Source organism: Bradyrhizobium murdochi, from assembly GCF_000472965.1.
Classification (GTDB): Bacteria; Pseudomonadota; Alphaproteobacteria; order Rhizobiales; family Xanthobacteraceae; genus Bradyrhizobium; species Bradyrhizobium murdochi.
In genome coordinates this window covers 531,460-546,142 of sequence record NZ_AXAU01000002.1, presented here as the reverse complement: position 1 = coordinate 546,142, position 14,683 = coordinate 531,460, and the positions used below count along the sequence as shown (strand labels likewise).

Below are 14,683 nucleotides of genomic sequence, written 5' to 3'. Positions count from 1 at the left end.
CGAGTAATCGGAAATGCAGATCAATGCGCATTCGCAATCGCAGCATGAGACGGCTTTATTGATCTCCGGACTAAATTCGCGTGTTCTCATCCCGTGATTAGGCAAAGCGAACGTGATTGCTCCAGGCGCGGAGTGGATCGAAAGCTCGCGGCCTGTGTTGCCCTAAATATCTGATAAATCTCTTGGCATCTGGCATGCCACTGACTAGAGTTGGCCGCAGACTGGCAGGGAACGAGACGTTTCGATGGATCACGACGTACACGACCTACAAAAAGTCCGATCGTTCGATCATCCGGGCGCGGGACGGAAGCGGGCCAAGGCGACGCCGAAGGGCCGCCAGGTCGACCCCACCGCCGCCCATGAGATCGAGCTTCTGCTCGGCGACCGGCCACGGCGGCGCGACCTGCTGATCGAGCATCTGCACCTGATCCAGGACACGTATCACCAGATCTCCGCGGCGCATCTGGCAGCGCTTGCCGACGAGATGAAACTGTCGTTTGCGGAAGTGTTCGAGACCGCGACCTTCTACGCGCATTTCGACGTGGTGAAGGAGGGTGCGCCCGATATCGCGCCGCTGACCATCCGGGTCTGCGATTCGCTGACCTGCGCCATGATGGGCGCGGAGAAGCTGCTGCACGAACTGCAGGACAATGCCGGCCCGGGCATCCGCGTGGTGCGCGCGCCCTGCGTTGGCCGCTGCGACACCGCGCCCGCCGCCGAAGTCGGCCATCACTTTGTCGATCATGCCACGGTTACGAATGTGCTCGCCGCCGCCAAGGCCGGCGACACCCACGCACATCTGCCCAAATATACCGACTATGACGCCTATGTCGCAGGCGGCGGCTACAAGCTGCTCAACCGCCTGCGCTCGGGCGAGCTGAGCAGGAACGACCTGCTGAAGGCGCTCGACGACGCTTCGCTGCGCGGGCTCGGCGGCGCGGGCTTTCCGACGGGACGCAAATGGCGCGCGGTGCTGGGTGAGCCCGGCCCGCGGCTGATGGCGATCAACGGCGACGAGGGCGAACCCGGCACGTTCAAGGACCGCTTCTATCTCGAAACCGATCCGCATCGCTTCATCGAGGGCATGCTGATCGGCGCGCATGTCGTCGAAGCGACCGACGTCTATATCTATCTGCGCGACGAATATCCGGCGTCGCGCGAAATCCTCACGCGCGAAATCGCAAAATTGCCGCCGGGCGGTCCCGTGCTGCATATGCGCCGCGGCGCGGGCGCCTATATCTGCGGCGAGGAATCCTCGCTGCTCGAATCGATCGAGGGCAAGCGTGGTCTGCCTAGGCACAAGCCGCCTTACCCATTCCAGGTCGGCCTGTTCGGCCTGCCGACGCTGATCAACAATATCGAGACGCTGTGGTGGGTGCGCGACATCGTCGAGAAGGGCGCCGACTGGTGGAAGAGCCATGGCCGCAACGATCGCCATGGCCTGCGCAGCTACTCGGTCTCGGGCCGCGTGAAAAATCCCGGCATGAAGCTGGCGCCCGCCGGCGTCACCGTGCGCGAACTGATCGACGAGTTCTGCGGCGGCATGGCCGACGGCCACACCTTCCACGCCTATCTGCCGGGCGGCGCGTCGGGCGGCATCCTGCCGGCATCGATGGACAACATCCCGCTCGATTTCGGCACCCTGGAAAAATACGGCTGCTTCATCGGCTCCGCCGCTGTCGTTATCCTGTCCGAGCAGGACAGTGTGAAGGGCGCGGCGTTGAACCTGATGAAATTCTTCGAAGATGAAAGCTGCGGCCAGTGCACGCCGTGCCGCGTTGGAACCCAGAAGGCGGCGCTTTTGATGCAGCGGCCGGTCTGGGACCGCGAATTGCTGGACCAATTGAGCCAGGCGATGCGCGACGCCTCGATCTGCGGGCTTGGACAAGCTGCTTCGAACCCGCTGACGTCAGTGATTAAATATTTTCCGGAAGAATTCGTGCCGAAAGAGGCCGCGGAATGACCAAGATCAAGTTCGAACTCGACGGCCAACAGGTCGAGGCCAACGCGGGCGAGACCATCTGGCAGGTGGCAAAACGCCACCAGAAGGAAATCCCGCATCTCTGTTATTCGCCGGAGCCGGACTACCGGCCTGACGGCAATTGCCGCGCCTGCATGGTCGAGATCGAGGGCGAGCGCGTGCTGGCCGCGTCCTGCAAGCGCACGCCGAGCGTCGGCATGAAGGTGAAGACCGAAAGCGCCCGCGCCGTCGCGGCGCAGAAAATGGTGATGGAATTGCTGGTCGCCGACCAGCCGGCGCGCGAGACCTCGCACGATCCTGATTCGAAATTCTGGCACTGGGCCGAAAAGGTCGAGGTGACCGAGAGCCGTTTCCCGGCGGCCGAGCGATGGCAGGGCGATACCAGCCATCCCGCGATGAGCGTCAATCTCGACGCCTGCATCCAGTGCGGCCTGTGCGTGCGCGCCTGCCGCGAGGTCCAGGTCAACGACGTCATCGGCATGGCCTATCGCAATGCTGGCGCCAAGATCGTGTTCGACTTCGACGACCCCATGGGTGAATCGACCTGTGTCGCGTGCGGCGAGTGCGTGCAGGCCTGCCCGACCGGCGCACTTATGCCCTCGGTGATGCTGGACGAAAAGCAGACCCGCGTGACTTACGCGGACAAGAAGGTCGACTCGCTATGCCCGTTTTGCGGCGTCGGCTGCCAGGTCACCTATCAGGTCAAGGACGAGAAGGTCATTTATGCCGAGGGCCGCGACGGCCCGGCCAACCACAACCGGCTCTGCGTCAAGGGACGTTTTGGTTTTGATTACATCCATCACCCGCATCGGCTGACAAAGCCGCTGGTGCGGCTGCCCAATGCGAAGAAGGATGCCAACGACCAGGTCGATCCGGCCAATCCGTTCACGCATTTCCGCGAAGCTTCGTGGGAAGAAGCGCTGGATATTGCGGCCAAGGGGCTGGTGAAAATTCGCGACGAGAAGGGCGTCAAAGCGCTCGCCGGCTTCGGCTCAGCAAAGGGCTCCAACGAAGAGGCGTATCTGTTCCAAAAACTGGTGCGCACCGGTTTTGGCTCCAACAATGTCGACCACTGCACGCGGCTGTGCCACGCTTCCTCGGTGGCGGCGCTGATGGAGGGCCTGAACTCGGGCGCGGTGTCGGCGCCGTTTGCTGCGGCGATGGATGCCGAAGTCATCATCGTGATCGGCGCCAATCCGACGATAAATCATCCGGTTGCTGCGACTTATCTCAAGAACGCGGCCAAGCGCGGCGCCAAGCTGATCGTGATGGATCCGCGCCGGCAGGCGCTCTCGCGCCACGCGTGGAAGCATCTCGCGTTCAAGCCCGGCAGCGACGTCGCCATGCTGAACGCGATGCTCCACACCATCATCACCGAAGGGCTGACCGACCAGCAATATATCGCGGGCTATACCGAAGGCTTTGACGAACTCGCCGAGCGTATCAAGGAATTCCCGCCGGAGAAGATGGAAGCGATCTGCGGTATCCCTGCCGAGACGCTGAAGGAGGTGGCGCGAACTTACGCGCGCTCGCAGGCCTCGATCATTTTCTGGGGCATGGGCATCAGCCAGCACATCCACGGCACCGACAACGCGCGCTGCCTGATCGCGCTGGCGCTAACGACAGGCCAGGTCGGCCGTCCCGGCACCGGCCTGCATCCGCTGCGCGGCCAGAACAACGTGCAGGGTGCTTCCGACGCCGGTTTGATCCCGATGTTCCTGCCGGACTATCAGCCGGTCGGACGCACCGATCTGCGCGAGCCTTTCGAAAAACTCTGGCATCAGGATCTTGATCCAGTTCGCGGTCTCACCGTGGTCGAGATCATGAACGCGATCCACGCCGGCGAAATCACCGGCATGTATATCGAGGGCGAAAACCCCGCGATGTCGGATCCCGACCTGCAGCACGCGCGCGAAGCGCTCGCCATGCTCGACCATCTGGTGGTGCAGGATCTCTTCGTCACCGAAACCGCGTTCCACGCTGACGTGATCCTGCCGGCCTCGGCATTCGCTGAAAAGTCCGGCACCTTCACCAATACCGACCGCCGCGTGCAGCTCGCGCGGGAAGTGATCCGTCCGCCGGGCGATGCGCGGCAGGATCTCTGGATCATCCAGGAGATCGGCAAGCGCATGGGGCTGCCGTGGAACTACGACGGCCCGGCCGATGTCTTCACCGAGATGACGCAGGTGATGCCGTCGCTGAAGAACATCACCTGGGAGCGGCTGGTGCGCGAGGGCGCGGTGACCTATCCGGTCGACGATCCGTACAAGCCCGGCAACGAGATCATTTTCACCACAGGTTTCCCAACCGCGAGCGGCCGCGGCAAAATCGTTCCGGCCAAGGTGATCGCGCCGGACGAGGTGCCCGACGCCGAATATCCGATGGTGCTCTCGACCGGCCGCGTGCTCGAGCACTGGCACACCGGCTCGATGACCCGCCGCGCATCCGTGCTCGACCAGATCGAACCGGAGGCGGTGGCGTTCATGTCGCCGAAGGACATGCGCAAGCTCAGCGTCTGGCCAGGCGATTTCATCAAGCTGGAAACTCGTCGCGGCGCGGTCGAGGTCAAGGTGCGGTCCGATCGCGACGTGCCGGAGAACATGATCTTCATGCCGTTCTGCTACGCGGAGGCGGCGGCCAACTTGCTGACCAACCCAGCGCTTGATCCGTTCGGCAAGATCCCCGAATTCAAGTTCTGCGCTGTGCGCGCCGAAAGGCTGGCGCTACAGTCGGCGGCGGAGTAGGTGGAGTGTAACGCATTTGGCGTGGAGCCGTCATTGCGAGCGAAGCAATCCATGCCGCCGCAAAAAGAAAGAACGGATTGCTTCGTCGCTTTGCTCCTCGCAATGACGAGGCGAGTCATGAAACCGCTATAGCCAGCCGGCGCGGCGGAAGCGCCAGAACAATCCTGCGCATACGAGCAGGACGATGCCGACCACGGTGAAATAACCGTACTCCCACTCCAGCTCCGGCATGTGCTTGAAGTTCATGCCGTAGATGCCGGCGATCGCGGTCGGGACCGCGATAATGGCGAGCCATGACGCGAGCTTCTTGGACACGGCCGTCTCTTGCGCCTGGCCGACCAGCAGGCTCGCCTCAAAGGCAAACGCCAGCACTTCGCGAAGCGAATCGATCCGCTCCTGCACCGTCCGGACATGATCGGTAACATCGCGGAACAGCGGCCGCATCGTCGGCCGCACCATCGGCAAATTGTCGTGCTCGAGCCGGCGGCAGACTTCGACCAATGGGCCGACGGCATTGCGCAGGCGCAACAGGTCGCGTCGCAACAGATATAGCCGCTCGATCTGCGTCCGCGTCATCGCGCTTGCAAGCACCTGCTCCTCCATCGCCTCGACTTCTTCCTGAATGGTCTCGAGCACCGGGGAATAATTGTCGACGATGAAATCGAGAATGGCGTAGAGGATGTAATCTTCGCCGCGGGCGAGGGCGCGCGGACAACTCTCGCAACGCTCGCGAACCGCCTTGTACGACGTCGAGGCACCATGGCGCACTGAGACGATGTATCCTTCTCCGACGAACAGATGGGTCTCGCCGAACGCGGTGCTGTCGCCCTCGAGTTGCGCGGTGCGCGCCACGATGAACAGTGCGTCGCCATACTGCTCGATCTTCGGTCGCTGATGGGCGTGATCCGCATCCTCGATCGCAAGGTCATGCAGCTCAAACTGCCGCTGTACGCGGCGCAGCACGGCGATATCAGGTTCATGCAGACCTATCCAGACCACGTGGTCGGGCTTGCTGCGCCAGCTCGATGCTTCATCGATGGCGATGTTGGCGACGCGCCGGCCCTCGACATAGACGCCCGCCGCTACCACGCCGTCGGAGGTGGCCGGTTCGGTTTTGATGATGCCTGGCGATGCGACGTTCATGGCTTCCGCCCTCGATTGCTGCCGAACTTTGCTTCGCGGCGTCGTTTCGATAGAGGCTAGCACCACAGAATCCGTGGTCAATGCGGCCGGGACGACGTTGTTCCGGCGAGTACTGCAACCGGCCCATCTTTATGCTCCGCCTATGCCAAAGGCCCGCCGGGCCTCTCGATATCCTACGCCCGTCTGCGCATGTTCGGTCACGCGGCACGCGCTTCGTGCCGGCATTGGAAAGACTGAACATGACGCGTTTCCATCCGCACCACGGCCGGTGGCGCGGTTCGGCTGCAGACCTTTCCGCTGGCCGTGTGGTCCGTCGCCTGCGGACCGCGTTGAAGAATATCCATCGCGCGATCGCCGCCGCAAGGATCCGGCGTCTGCGCAACGAGCTCCGGCTGCGCGCCGAAACCCGCGCGAAACTGGACGCACGTCCGCCGTATCTCGGTGAGAAGAAGGAGTTCTGACATGCGACAATCACAATCCATATCGAATGTGCCCTCGTTGTTGGGTGCGTTAACCCGCTTCCTGCTGAACTGGCTCGGCAAGCTTGGTAACGAGCCGGTCAGGGCCTATCGCCCAGAAGCCCACTACGTGCGTGGTCCCGGACCAGCGTGGCGAGCAAAGCACGGGCGGAGCTGAAACCTTCGCGAACTCCACAGTGTTGAGCGGATCAATAGTGGAAACGCGAGAAGTAAATCGCAGTCCTTAGCGCGATCAGTCCGACAAGCAGTCCTCCCGCTGAAAGTATCGCAAGCGCGCCAAAGCAAAACTGCCTGACTGTCGGCAAATGTATTCTGGTCGCGCCAGTTTTGATGGTCCGCCTTTCGGGCGAATGAATCGAATCTTCGGAGTGCGTCAACGTCGACATACCCGGAATCCTTTATCGGCTGATCGCAGCGAATGCTGCTTCGTTAAGGCCGATGATGTATCGCGGGCCCATAGGAATGCGAGAGGTTCGGCCGTGGCGTCGCATAGGAGAATCATAAAGCGGGCTTGGGCTCGTGTTTCCCTGAGGCTTGGACGTTGCGTGACGGCAGACCCCTGAACAGATCCTGATCCTGTTTCGGGCGTCGCTTCGCCGGCGCAGCGTCCGGCTCACGTATGCCTACCGCGGCTGCGAATGCCTGCTTCAATCGGGGCTCAGCGATCTGCGCAAGATAACGGCGCAAAATCGCAGACCCCGTCTCGCCACGGCCCAGGATTGCCAGGCAGAGCTTTGCACTTGTTCTCCTGAAGAAGTGGAACGCGCCTTCGCGATCCTTCCGGCCCATCCGATCGATCTCCTGCGCGATTGCCAGAACGTTGAGGCGATCGGTATCGTCGAGGGTGACCGCAAACCGCAAAATCGCTAGGTGCCACGCGCGCAGCGTCCGCTCATGCGGTTCAGTCGATACTCCCGTGCTCATTGCAGCGGCTCGACCGAAGTTCGCCCATGCGAAAACGACATCACGCCTTCGCGGGTCCCAATCAAGCCTTCATCGGAGACGGAGGCGAGCGCGCGTGCCACCCTCGCTTTATCGGCATCATCCAGTTCCATAATCGGCAAACGTGTGTTGGGTTGCATCAATCCGAGCAGGCACAGCGCATGTTTCAGGGCCGCCGGAACGTCCTTCGACAGACAAGCCTCCAGTGGGCCGAGACGCTCTTGCAACTGTCGCGCTGATTGCAGCCGGCCCAGCCTCAGGTTCGAAAAGATGATCCGGCAGGTATCCGGCGCGATATTCGAAAGCAGCGAAACACAGCCATCGCCGCCGCTGGCAGTGAAGCCAAAGGCGGTGCGGTCGTCGCCGGACAGGAGGCGAAAGCCGGGTCGCACAAGCGAGCTCAGGCGCATCGGGCGGGACACGTCACCTGTCGCATCTCTCAAACCCACAAACTGTTTGGACCGCGCGCCAGAGCGGCAATTGTCTCGTCCGCCAGCGGGCGGGCGGTTCGCGCGGGAATGTCGTGCAGGATGATCGGGAGCGCAGTGCAGGCGGCAATGGCGCGGAAATGCGCAATGATTCCGTTCTGCATCGGCTTGTTGTAATAGGGCGCGACCGACAACACGGCGTCCGCGCCGGCGCCCTCGGCACGCATCGTCAACTCGATGGCGCGATCGGTCGAGTTCGATCCCGCGCCCGCTATGACCCGGACGCGGCCTCGCGCGGTCCCGACCGCGCAGCGAATGAGGCGGACCTTTTCATCCGCCGTCAGCGTCGATGCCTCGCCGGCGGTCTCGCCGACTACGATCGCCGAGGCGCCGGCATCGATCTGGCGCTCGCACAACGCGGCGAAGGCACCGAGATCGAGCTCTGCTTGTTCGTCGAACGGCGTCGGGAGGTCGGCAATGTAGCCGGAAAGCCAGCTTGCCGGATTCACATGCGTGGTCATCGGGATTCAGGCGGTTCCGGAAGGAGTCGGTATGGCCCCGGGCGGCATGATGTCCGGCAGGGCAGCGCTGCCGGTCATATTGAGTTCGATCTCGCGCGACAGTTCGATGATCGTTTCCGGATGATGCCCGTTCTCGAACAGTGCGTATTTGAGCGCCTGGGCGCGATTGACGAACAGGCCGCCATAGAGGCCGCTCTGTTCCTGGGCCACCCACTGGCCGCGGCGGTTGCGGCCGATAAAGACGATGGTTGACGCGGCGCGGTACGATGGAGGTTCGACGAGTTTCACGTTGGTATTCCTTCACAAGACAGATAGGCGCCCCCGCAATATCTTTGCGGGTGGATATGAATTCCAGCGGAGTGCGAGCGCGATCTCATAAGGGCGGCATAGGCTGCCGATGTCGGGATACTCAGGCGAGGGTGCAGGTCAGCGCGCATAGCGCGCCATAGGCCGCCATCTCGTCCCAATGGTTGAGATTGCGATCGAGGAGCGGTTCTCGCCGAATGCCGGCGATCACGCCGCAGAGGAGTGTGGCCATCCAGAACAGCGCCATCAGGCTGCGGTTCAGCCCAATGCTCGCGAAGCTGGCGAAGACGATCGGCACGAGCAGGCGGAAGCCAAATCGCACCAGGACCTGGGTCGATCGCAACCGTCGCGGCAGGTTCGGCCAGCGCTGCAAGGGTGACCCGCGTCAGGCGAAATTGTCGCTGAGGACCGGCTCATATTGCGGGTTCGCTTCCCGCGGCACACTTGGGACGCTGGTCCGCCTCGACAGCGCGCTGACGCGTTGTGCCTCGACGTATGCGATCAGGATCGCTAATGCCAAGTCGGCGTGACGGGCCTCGATCGATTGATCAAGCCACCCGGGCAGCTCGCGCTGGCGCGATAGTGCGCAGTACCATTCGCCATCGTCATAGGCGAGGCGGCGGACCTGCCATTGCGGCAGCTCCAGATCGATCAGCGCCAGCGCTGCGTCGGTCCAGGCCTGCGATTCGATCAGCCGCTCGATGCGGGCGTTTTTGAAATTCCGATCCATTGATGGAAGGCGCCGGCAGGTGGCGTGGATAATATCGGACAGGAACTCGACCGTGACGCAACAGGCGTCGCGCAGCCGATCGCCGAGTTCGGCGGGAGCTTGCTGTTCCAAAAGGAGTGACATGGCGTTGTCTCGTTGGTGGCGCGGCTGTCACGGCAACCGCGCTCTCCAAATTGGCGAGATCGCCGTTTGAAAACGAGAGGAGGCGAGGGGTGGAAATATAGGGATTTCATAGGGCCTTTCTTCCCCCTCTCCCCTTGTGGGAGAGGGTGGATCAATCGCGCAAAGCGCGATTGAGACGGGTGAGGGGTCTCTCTCCGCGGAGAGAACCCCTCATCCGGCGCTGCGCGCCACCTTCTCCCACAAGGGAGAAGGAAGAGGGCCGCGTTTTTATGAGATTCCTATAACGTCGCCATCCTTCCCGTCTCGAAAACCTATGCGCCCGGTGGCACCTCAGCCCGGCAAACGCGTTAGCCGTCATTCAGCTTGCGGTTGCACGTCGCACAGGAACATTCCCATGCTGGACATTGTCATATTGGCGCTCGCCCTTGGTTTCTTCATGGCAGGCATTGGTTACGCGTATGCCTGCGAACGGCTTTGAGGGAGAGCGGCCATGATCTTCGACTATTCACTCGCCGGCCTCGTCTCGCTTGGCCTGCTGCTTTACCTGACTTACGCGCTGCTGCGCCCCGAGCGGTTCTGAGGGCGCCATGACTACGCTCGCCGCCGTTGTGCTCGCATTCCTTGCGACCGCGGCGCTACTCATCGTGCTTCTGCGCGTGCTGCTGCCTGCAAGGTAATCTAAAGGACTTTTCCCATGACCCCCATCGGCTGGTTTCAGATTGTTCTGTACTGCGCCATCATCGTCGCGCTCGTGAAGCCGCTCGGCTGGTACATGACGAAGGTCTTCAACGGCGAGCGTACGTTTCTCTCGCCCGTCCTGCGGCCTGTCGAAAGCGCCCTGTACTGGATCGGCGGCGTCGATGAAAAGCGCGAGCAGCATTGGCTGACCTATACGGTCGCGATGTTGCTGTTCCATGTCGGCGGCTTCCTCATCATCTACGGCCTGATGCGGCTGCAGGCGCTGCTGCCGTTCAACCCCGCGGGGCAATCCGCCGTCGCCCAGGATTTGTCCTTCAACACCGCGATCTCCTTCATCACCAACACCAACTGGCAGAACTACGGCGGCGAAAGCACGCTGTCGTACCTGACGCAGATGGTGGGCCTGACGCATCAGAATTTCCTGTCGGCGGCGACCGGCATCGCGCTCGCAGTGGCGCTGATCCGCGGCTTTTCCCGTTCTTCGATGCGCACCATCGGCAACTTCTGGATCGATGTGACGCGTTGCACTCTCTATGTGCTGCTGCCGATCTGCATCGTCTACGCGCTGTTCCTGGTGTGGCAGGGCATGCCGCAGACGCTTGGCGCCTACGTCGAGGCCACGACGCTGGAAGGCGGCAAGCAGACCATTGCGGTCGGCCCTGTCGCTTCGCAGGTTGCTATCAAAATGCTCGGCACCAATGGCGGCGGCTTCTTCAATGCCAATGCCTCACATCCCTTTGAAAACCCCACCGCACTGTCGAACTTCGTGCAGATGATCTCGATCTTTGCGCTCGGCGCGGCGCTGACCAACGTGTTCGGCCGGATGGTCGGCAACCAGCGGCAGGGGTGGGCGATCCTCGGCGTAATGGGCGTTCTCTTCCTTGCCGGCGTCGCCGTCACCTATTGGGCCGAAGCCAACGGCACCTCGACGCTCAATGCGCTCCAACTGACCGGCGGCAACATGGAAGGCAAGGAAGTCCGCTTCGGCATCGTCGCCTCCTCACTCTTCGCGGTCATTACCACCGCTGCCTCCTGCGGCGCGGTCAATGCCATGCATGACTCTTTCACCGCGCTCGGCGGCATGATCCCGCTGCTCAACATCCAACTCGGCGAAATCATCGTCGGCGGCGTCGGCGCCGGCATGTACGGTATGCTGCTGTTCGTCGTGCTGGCGATCTTCGTCGCCGGCCTGATGGTCGGCCGTACGCCGGAATTTGTCGGCAAGAAGATCGAGGCGCGCGAGGTCAAGATGGCAATGCTCGCGATCTTGATCCTGCCGCTGATGATTTTGGGCTGGACGGCCGTTGCGGTCGTCTTCCCTCCGGCGGTGGCGTCGATGGCCAATGCCGGTCCGCATGGCTTTACCGAAGTGCTCTATGCCTTCACCTCGGCGACCGGCAATAACGGCTCGGCCTTCGGCGGCCTGACCGGCAATACCTTCTTCTACAATCTGACACTCGCCAGTTCGATGTTCGTCGGCCGCTTCTTCATGATCGTGCCGGCAATGGCGATGGCGGGATCGCTTGCGGCCAAGAAATCGATCCCGCCCTCGGCCGGCACGCTGCCGACCACCGGCGGCCTGTTCGTCGGCCTCGTCGTCGGCGTCATCCTGATCATCGGCGGCCTGACCTTCTTCCCGGCGCTGGCGCTCGGGCCGATCGTCGAGCACCTGGCGATGAACGCCAACACCTTGTTCTGATCGAAGCCGTCAGGAGTGACGTCCATGGAAACCATGAAATTGCAGAAAAAGACGACGGCGTCGGCAATGCTCGATCCGAAGATCGTGATGCCGGCGATCCGGGCAGCGTTTGCGAAGCTCGATCCGCGGCTGATGGTCAAAAACCCGGTGATGTTCGTGGTCGAGGTCGTCGCCGCGCTCACGACCGTCATCTTCCTGCGTCATCTTGTGACCGGCGGCGAGAGCCTGGCCTTCACGTTCCAGATCATCCTGTGGCTGTGGTTTACCGTACTGTTCGCCAATTTTGCCGAGGCCGTTGCCGAAGGCCGTGGCAAGGCGCAGGCTGAGTCGTTGAAGAAGACCCGCACCGAGAGCCAGGCAAAATTGCTGGAAGGTCCCGGCAAGAACTATCGTCTGGTACCCGGAACCAGCCTGAAGGTGGGTGACATCGTCCTGGTCGAGGCCGGCGACAACATCCCCTCTGATGGCGAGGTGATCGAGGGGGTGGCTTCCGTGAACGAGGCGGCGATCACGGGTGAATCCGCGCCTGTAATCCGCGAATCCGGCGGTGACCGTTCGGCGGTGACCGGCGGAACGCAAGTGCTGTCGGACTGGATCCGCGTCCGGATCACGGCGGCGCAAGGCTCGACCTTCATCGACCGCATGATCAAGCTGGTGGAAGGAGCGGAGCGGCAGAAGACGCCGAACGAGATCGCGCTCAATATTCTGCTCGCAGGCCTGACCATCATCTTCGTGTTCGCCACCGTGACGATCCCGAGCTATGCGGCCTATGCCGGCGGCTCGATTTCGGTGGTGGTGCTGGTAGCGCTGTTCGTCACGCTGATTCCGACCACCATCGGCGCGTTGCTGTCGGCGATCGGTATCGCCGGCATGGACCGGCTGGTGCGCTTCAACGTGCTCGCCATGTCCGGCCGTGCGGTGGAGGCCGCCGGCGACGTCGACACGCTGCTGCTGGACAAGACCGGCACCATCACGCTCGGTAACCGGCAGGCGACGGCGTTTCGCCCCTTGCGCGGTGTCACCGAACAGGAGTTGGCCGATGCGGCGCAGCTCGCCTCGCTCGCTGACGAAACCCCGGAAGGCCGCTCGATCGTCGTGCTGGCAAAGGAGAAATACGGCATCCGCGGCCGCGACATGAAGGAGCTCAATGCGAGCTTCATTCCCTTCGCCGCGCAGACGCGCATGAGCGGCATCGATGCCGGGTCTTCCTCGGTGCGCAAGGGCGCGGTGGATGCGATCCTGAATTATGTCGATGGTGGCGGCGCGACCCGTGCGGTCGCTTCCGGGAATGCCGCGCGCGCCGTGTCAGGCGTCCTCTCGGAGGCGGCTCGCGAGATCCAGGCGATTTCCGACGAGGTCTCGAAAGCCGGCGGCACGCCGCTGGCGGTCGCCAAGGACGGCAAATTGCTCGGCATCGTGCATCTGAAGGACATCGTCAAGGGCGGCATCCGGGAGCGCTTTGCGGAATTGCGCCGCATGGGCATCCGCACCGTGATGATCACCGGCGACAATCCGATGACCGCAGCCGCCATCGCCGCCGAAGCCGGCGTCGACGATTTCCTTGCCCAGGCAACGCCGGAGGACAAGCTGAAGCTGATCCGCGACGAGCAGGCCAGGGGAAAGCTGGTGGCAATGTGCGGCGACGGCACCAACGACGCGCCGGCGCTGGCGCAGGCGGACGTCGGCGTCGCCATGAATACCGGCACGCAGGCGGCGCGCGAGGCCGGTAACATGGTCGATCTCGATTCCAATCCGACCAAGCTGATCGAGGTGGTCGAGATCGGCAAGCAGCTTCTGATGACGCGCGGCGCGTTGACCACGTTCTCGATCGCCAACGACGTCGCAAAGTACTTCGCCATCATCCCGGCGATGTTCCTGGCGTTCTACCCGCAGCTCGAGGTGCTCAACGTCATGCACCTTGCAAGCCCGCAGAGCGCCATCCTGTCGGCGATCATCTTCAACGCGCTGATCATCATCGCGCTGATCCCGCTGGCGCTGAAAGGCGTCGCCTATCGCGCCGTCGGGGCAGGGGCGCTTTTGCGCCGTAACCTGCTGATCTACGGCTTGGGCGGCATCATCGTTCCCTTTATCGGCATCAAGGCCATCGACCTTGCGGTTGTGGCTTTGCATCTGGCCTAACACCACAACCGTCATTGCGAGGAGCGAAGCAACGAAGCAATCCATCTATCCGCTTGTGGGGTCATGGATTGCTTCGCTTCGCTCGCAATGACGGAGAACTTACGGAGACCTAAAATGCTCAGAGAAATCCGTCCCGCGATCCTCATCCTGCTGCTGCTCACCGCGATCACCGGTCTTGCCTATCCCCTTGCCATGACCGCCATCGCCGGCGCGATCTTTCCGAGGCAGGCGCAGGGCAGCCTAATCGAGAGGGACGGCAAGATCATCGGCTCCGCGTTGATCGGGCAGGAGTTCAAGGAAGACAAATATTTCCACGGCCGCCCGTCCGCGACCACGGCGCCGGACCCGGCCGATTCGACCAAAACGGTTTCCGCGCCGTACAATGCGGCCAATTCTGGCGGCTCCAACCTTGGGCCCACCAGCAAAGCGCTGGCCGACCGGATCAAGGAAGACGTCGAAAAGCTGAAGACCGAAAACCCGGCCGCGCCCGTGCCGATCGATCTCGTCACCACCTCCGGCAGCGGACTCGATCCCGACATCTCGCCGGAAGCCGCGCTATTCCAGGTCCCGCGCGTGGCGAAGGCCCGCAACCTGCCGGAGGCGCGCGTCCAGCAACTGGTTACTGAGCACATTCAGGGCCGCATGGCTGGATTGCTTGGTGAGCCGCGCATTAGCGTACTGGAAGTGAATCTGGCGCTGGATGAGGTTTCAAAATGAGACCCGCTAGGCCCCCCGAAGGGTGAGGACTA

14 protein-coding genes are annotated in these 14,683 nt (G+C 62.5%); 7 read left to right on the top strand and 7 right to left on the bottom strand.

The window, feature by feature from the left end:
• The first annotated feature begins 244 nt into the window (after nt 1–244).
• The gene (locus YUO_RS0109990; RefSeq protein ID WP_028347121.1) at nt 245–1,963 is read left to right on the top strand and encodes an NADH-ubiquinone oxidoreductase-F iron-sulfur binding region domain-containing protein; all 1,719 of its coding nucleotides are present in this window, start codon (nt 245–247) and stop codon (nt 1,961–1,963) included.
• Nucleotides 1,960–4,725, top strand: coding sequence for a formate dehydrogenase subunit alpha (gene fdhF, locus YUO_RS0109985; protein ID WP_028347120.1), 2,766 nt, complete (start codon nt 1,960–1,962; stop codon nt 4,723–4,725). The genes YUO_RS0109990 and fdhF overlap by 4 nt, the downstream gene beginning before the upstream one ends.
• A 126-nt stretch (nt 4,726–4,851) precedes the next feature.
• Here the strand turns inward: fdhF and YUO_RS0109980 are convergent, their stop codons facing one another.
• Entirely contained in the window at nt 4,852–5,868 is a 1,017-nt protein-coding gene (locus YUO_RS0109980; RefSeq protein ID WP_035726364.1) for a magnesium and cobalt transport protein CorA, read from the bottom strand.
• Nucleotides 5,869–6,107: 239 nt separating this feature from the next.
• Between YUO_RS0109980 and YUO_RS0109975 the strand changes: the two genes are divergently transcribed.
• Nucleotides 6,108–6,329 carry a hypothetical protein gene (locus YUO_RS0109975; protein WP_028347118.1) on the top strand — a complete coding sequence of 74 codons (222 nt, stop codon included), beginning with the start codon at nt 6,108–6,110 and terminating at the stop codon, nt 6,327–6,329.
• 516 nt (nt 6,330–6,845) lie between these two features.
• Here YUO_RS0109975 and YUO_RS40360 read toward each other — a convergent pair.
• The 6 genes from YUO_RS40360 to YUO_RS0109950 form a co-directional block, all read right to left on the bottom strand.
• Nucleotides 6,846–7,271 carry a hypothetical protein gene (locus YUO_RS40360; protein ID WP_051379351.1) on the bottom strand — a complete coding sequence of 142 codons (426 nt, stop codon included), beginning with the start codon at nt 7,269–7,271 and terminating at the stop codon, nt 6,846–6,848.
• The gene (locus YUO_RS48655; protein ID WP_347335919.1) at nt 7,268–7,711 is read right to left on the bottom strand and encodes a dihydrodipicolinate synthase family protein; all 444 of its coding nucleotides are present in this window, start codon (nt 7,709–7,711) and stop codon (nt 7,268–7,270) included. The genes YUO_RS40360 and YUO_RS48655 overlap by 4 nt, the downstream gene beginning before the upstream one ends.
• A gap of 17 nt (nt 7,712–7,728) precedes the next feature.
• Nucleotides 7,729–8,238, bottom strand: coding sequence for a dihydrodipicolinate synthase family protein (locus tag YUO_RS48650; RefSeq protein WP_347335918.1), 510 nt, complete (start codon nt 8,236–8,238; stop codon nt 7,729–7,731).
• A gap of 6 nt (nt 8,239–8,244) precedes the next feature.
• Nucleotides 8,245–8,526, bottom strand: coding sequence for a hypothetical protein (locus tag YUO_RS40350; RefSeq protein WP_051379350.1), 282 nt, complete (start codon nt 8,524–8,526; stop codon nt 8,245–8,247).
• A gap of 121 nt (nt 8,527–8,647) precedes the next feature.
• Nucleotides 8,648–8,917: a hypothetical protein gene (locus YUO_RS0109955; protein WP_028347117.1), complete on the bottom strand. Its 270-nt coding sequence runs from the start codon at nt 8,915–8,917 to the stop codon at nt 8,648–8,650.
• Between the two features lie 12 nt (nt 8,918–8,929).
• A complete protein-coding gene (locus YUO_RS0109950; RefSeq protein WP_028347116.1) occupies nt 8,930–9,397 on the bottom strand; it encodes a hypothetical protein in 468 nt (155 codons plus the stop codon).
• Between the two features lie 490 nt (nt 9,398–9,887).
• On the opposite strand from YUO_RS0109950, the gene YUO_RS40345 reads away from it, so the two are divergent.
• The 4 genes from YUO_RS40345 (at nt 9,888) to YUO_RS0109920 (ending at nt 14,651) form a co-directional block, all read left to right on the top strand.
• Nucleotides 9,888–9,977 carry a K(+)-transporting ATPase subunit F gene (locus YUO_RS40345; RefSeq protein ID WP_035726361.1) on the top strand — a complete coding sequence of 30 codons (90 nt, stop codon included), beginning with the start codon at nt 9,888–9,890 and terminating at the stop codon, nt 9,975–9,977.
• Between the two features lie 114 nt (nt 9,978–10,091).
• Nucleotides 10,092–11,795, top strand: a complete 1,704-nt coding sequence (gene kdpA / locus YUO_RS0109930) for a potassium-transporting ATPase subunit KdpA (RefSeq protein WP_028347115.1) — start codon at nt 10,092–10,094, stop codon at nt 11,793–11,795.
• Between the two features lie 24 nt (nt 11,796–11,819).
• Nucleotides 11,820–13,934 carry a potassium-transporting ATPase subunit KdpB gene (kdpB, locus tag YUO_RS0109925; RefSeq protein WP_028347114.1) on the top strand — a complete coding sequence of 705 codons (2,115 nt, stop codon included), beginning with the start codon at nt 11,820–11,822 and terminating at the stop codon, nt 13,932–13,934.
• A 114-nt stretch (nt 13,935–14,048) separates the two neighbouring features.
• A complete protein-coding gene (locus YUO_RS0109920; protein WP_028347113.1) occupies nt 14,049–14,651 on the top strand; it encodes a K(+)-transporting ATPase subunit C in 603 nt (200 codons plus the stop codon).
• Nucleotides 14,652–14,683: the final 32 nt, after the last annotated feature.

What these genes read in the sequence shown, in the direction of transcription:
- YUO_RS0109990 (WP_028347121.1), top strand. Translation starts at nt 245, where the DNA reads ATGGATCACGACGTACACGACCTACAAAAAGTCCGATCGTTCGATCAT.
- fdhF (WP_028347120.1), top strand. Translation starts at nt 1,960, where the DNA reads ATGACCAAGATCAAGTTCGAACTCGACGGCCAACAGGTCGAGGCCAAC.
- YUO_RS0109980 (WP_035726364.1), bottom strand. Translation starts at nt 5,868, where the DNA reads ATGAACGTCGCATCGCCAGGCATCATCAAAACCGAACCGGCCACCTCC.
- YUO_RS0109975 (WP_028347118.1), top strand. Translation starts at nt 6,108, where the DNA reads ATGACGCGTTTCCATCCGCACCACGGCCGGTGGCGCGGTTCGGCTGCA.
- YUO_RS40360 (WP_051379351.1), bottom strand. Translation starts at nt 7,271, where the DNA reads ATGAGCACGGGAGTATCGACTGAACCGCATGAGCGGACGCTGCGCGCG.
- YUO_RS48650 (WP_347335918.1), bottom strand. Translation starts at nt 8,238, where the DNA reads ATGACCACGCATGTGAATCCGGCAAGCTGGCTTTCCGGCTACATTGCC.
- YUO_RS0109950 (WP_028347116.1), bottom strand. Translation starts at nt 9,397, where the DNA reads ATGTCACTCCTTTTGGAACAGCAAGCTCCCGCCGAACTCGGCGATCGG.
- YUO_RS40345 (WP_035726361.1), top strand. Translation starts at nt 9,888, where the DNA reads ATGATCTTCGACTATTCACTCGCCGGCCTCGTCTCGCTTGGCCTGCTG.
- kdpA (WP_028347115.1), top strand. Translation starts at nt 10,092, where the DNA reads ATGACCCCCATCGGCTGGTTTCAGATTGTTCTGTACTGCGCCATCATC.
- kdpB (WP_028347114.1), top strand. Translation starts at nt 11,820, where the DNA reads ATGGAAACCATGAAATTGCAGAAAAAGACGACGGCGTCGGCAATGCTC.
- YUO_RS0109920 (WP_028347113.1), top strand. Translation starts at nt 14,049, where the DNA reads ATGCTCAGAGAAATCCGTCCCGCGATCCTCATCCTGCTGCTGCTCACC.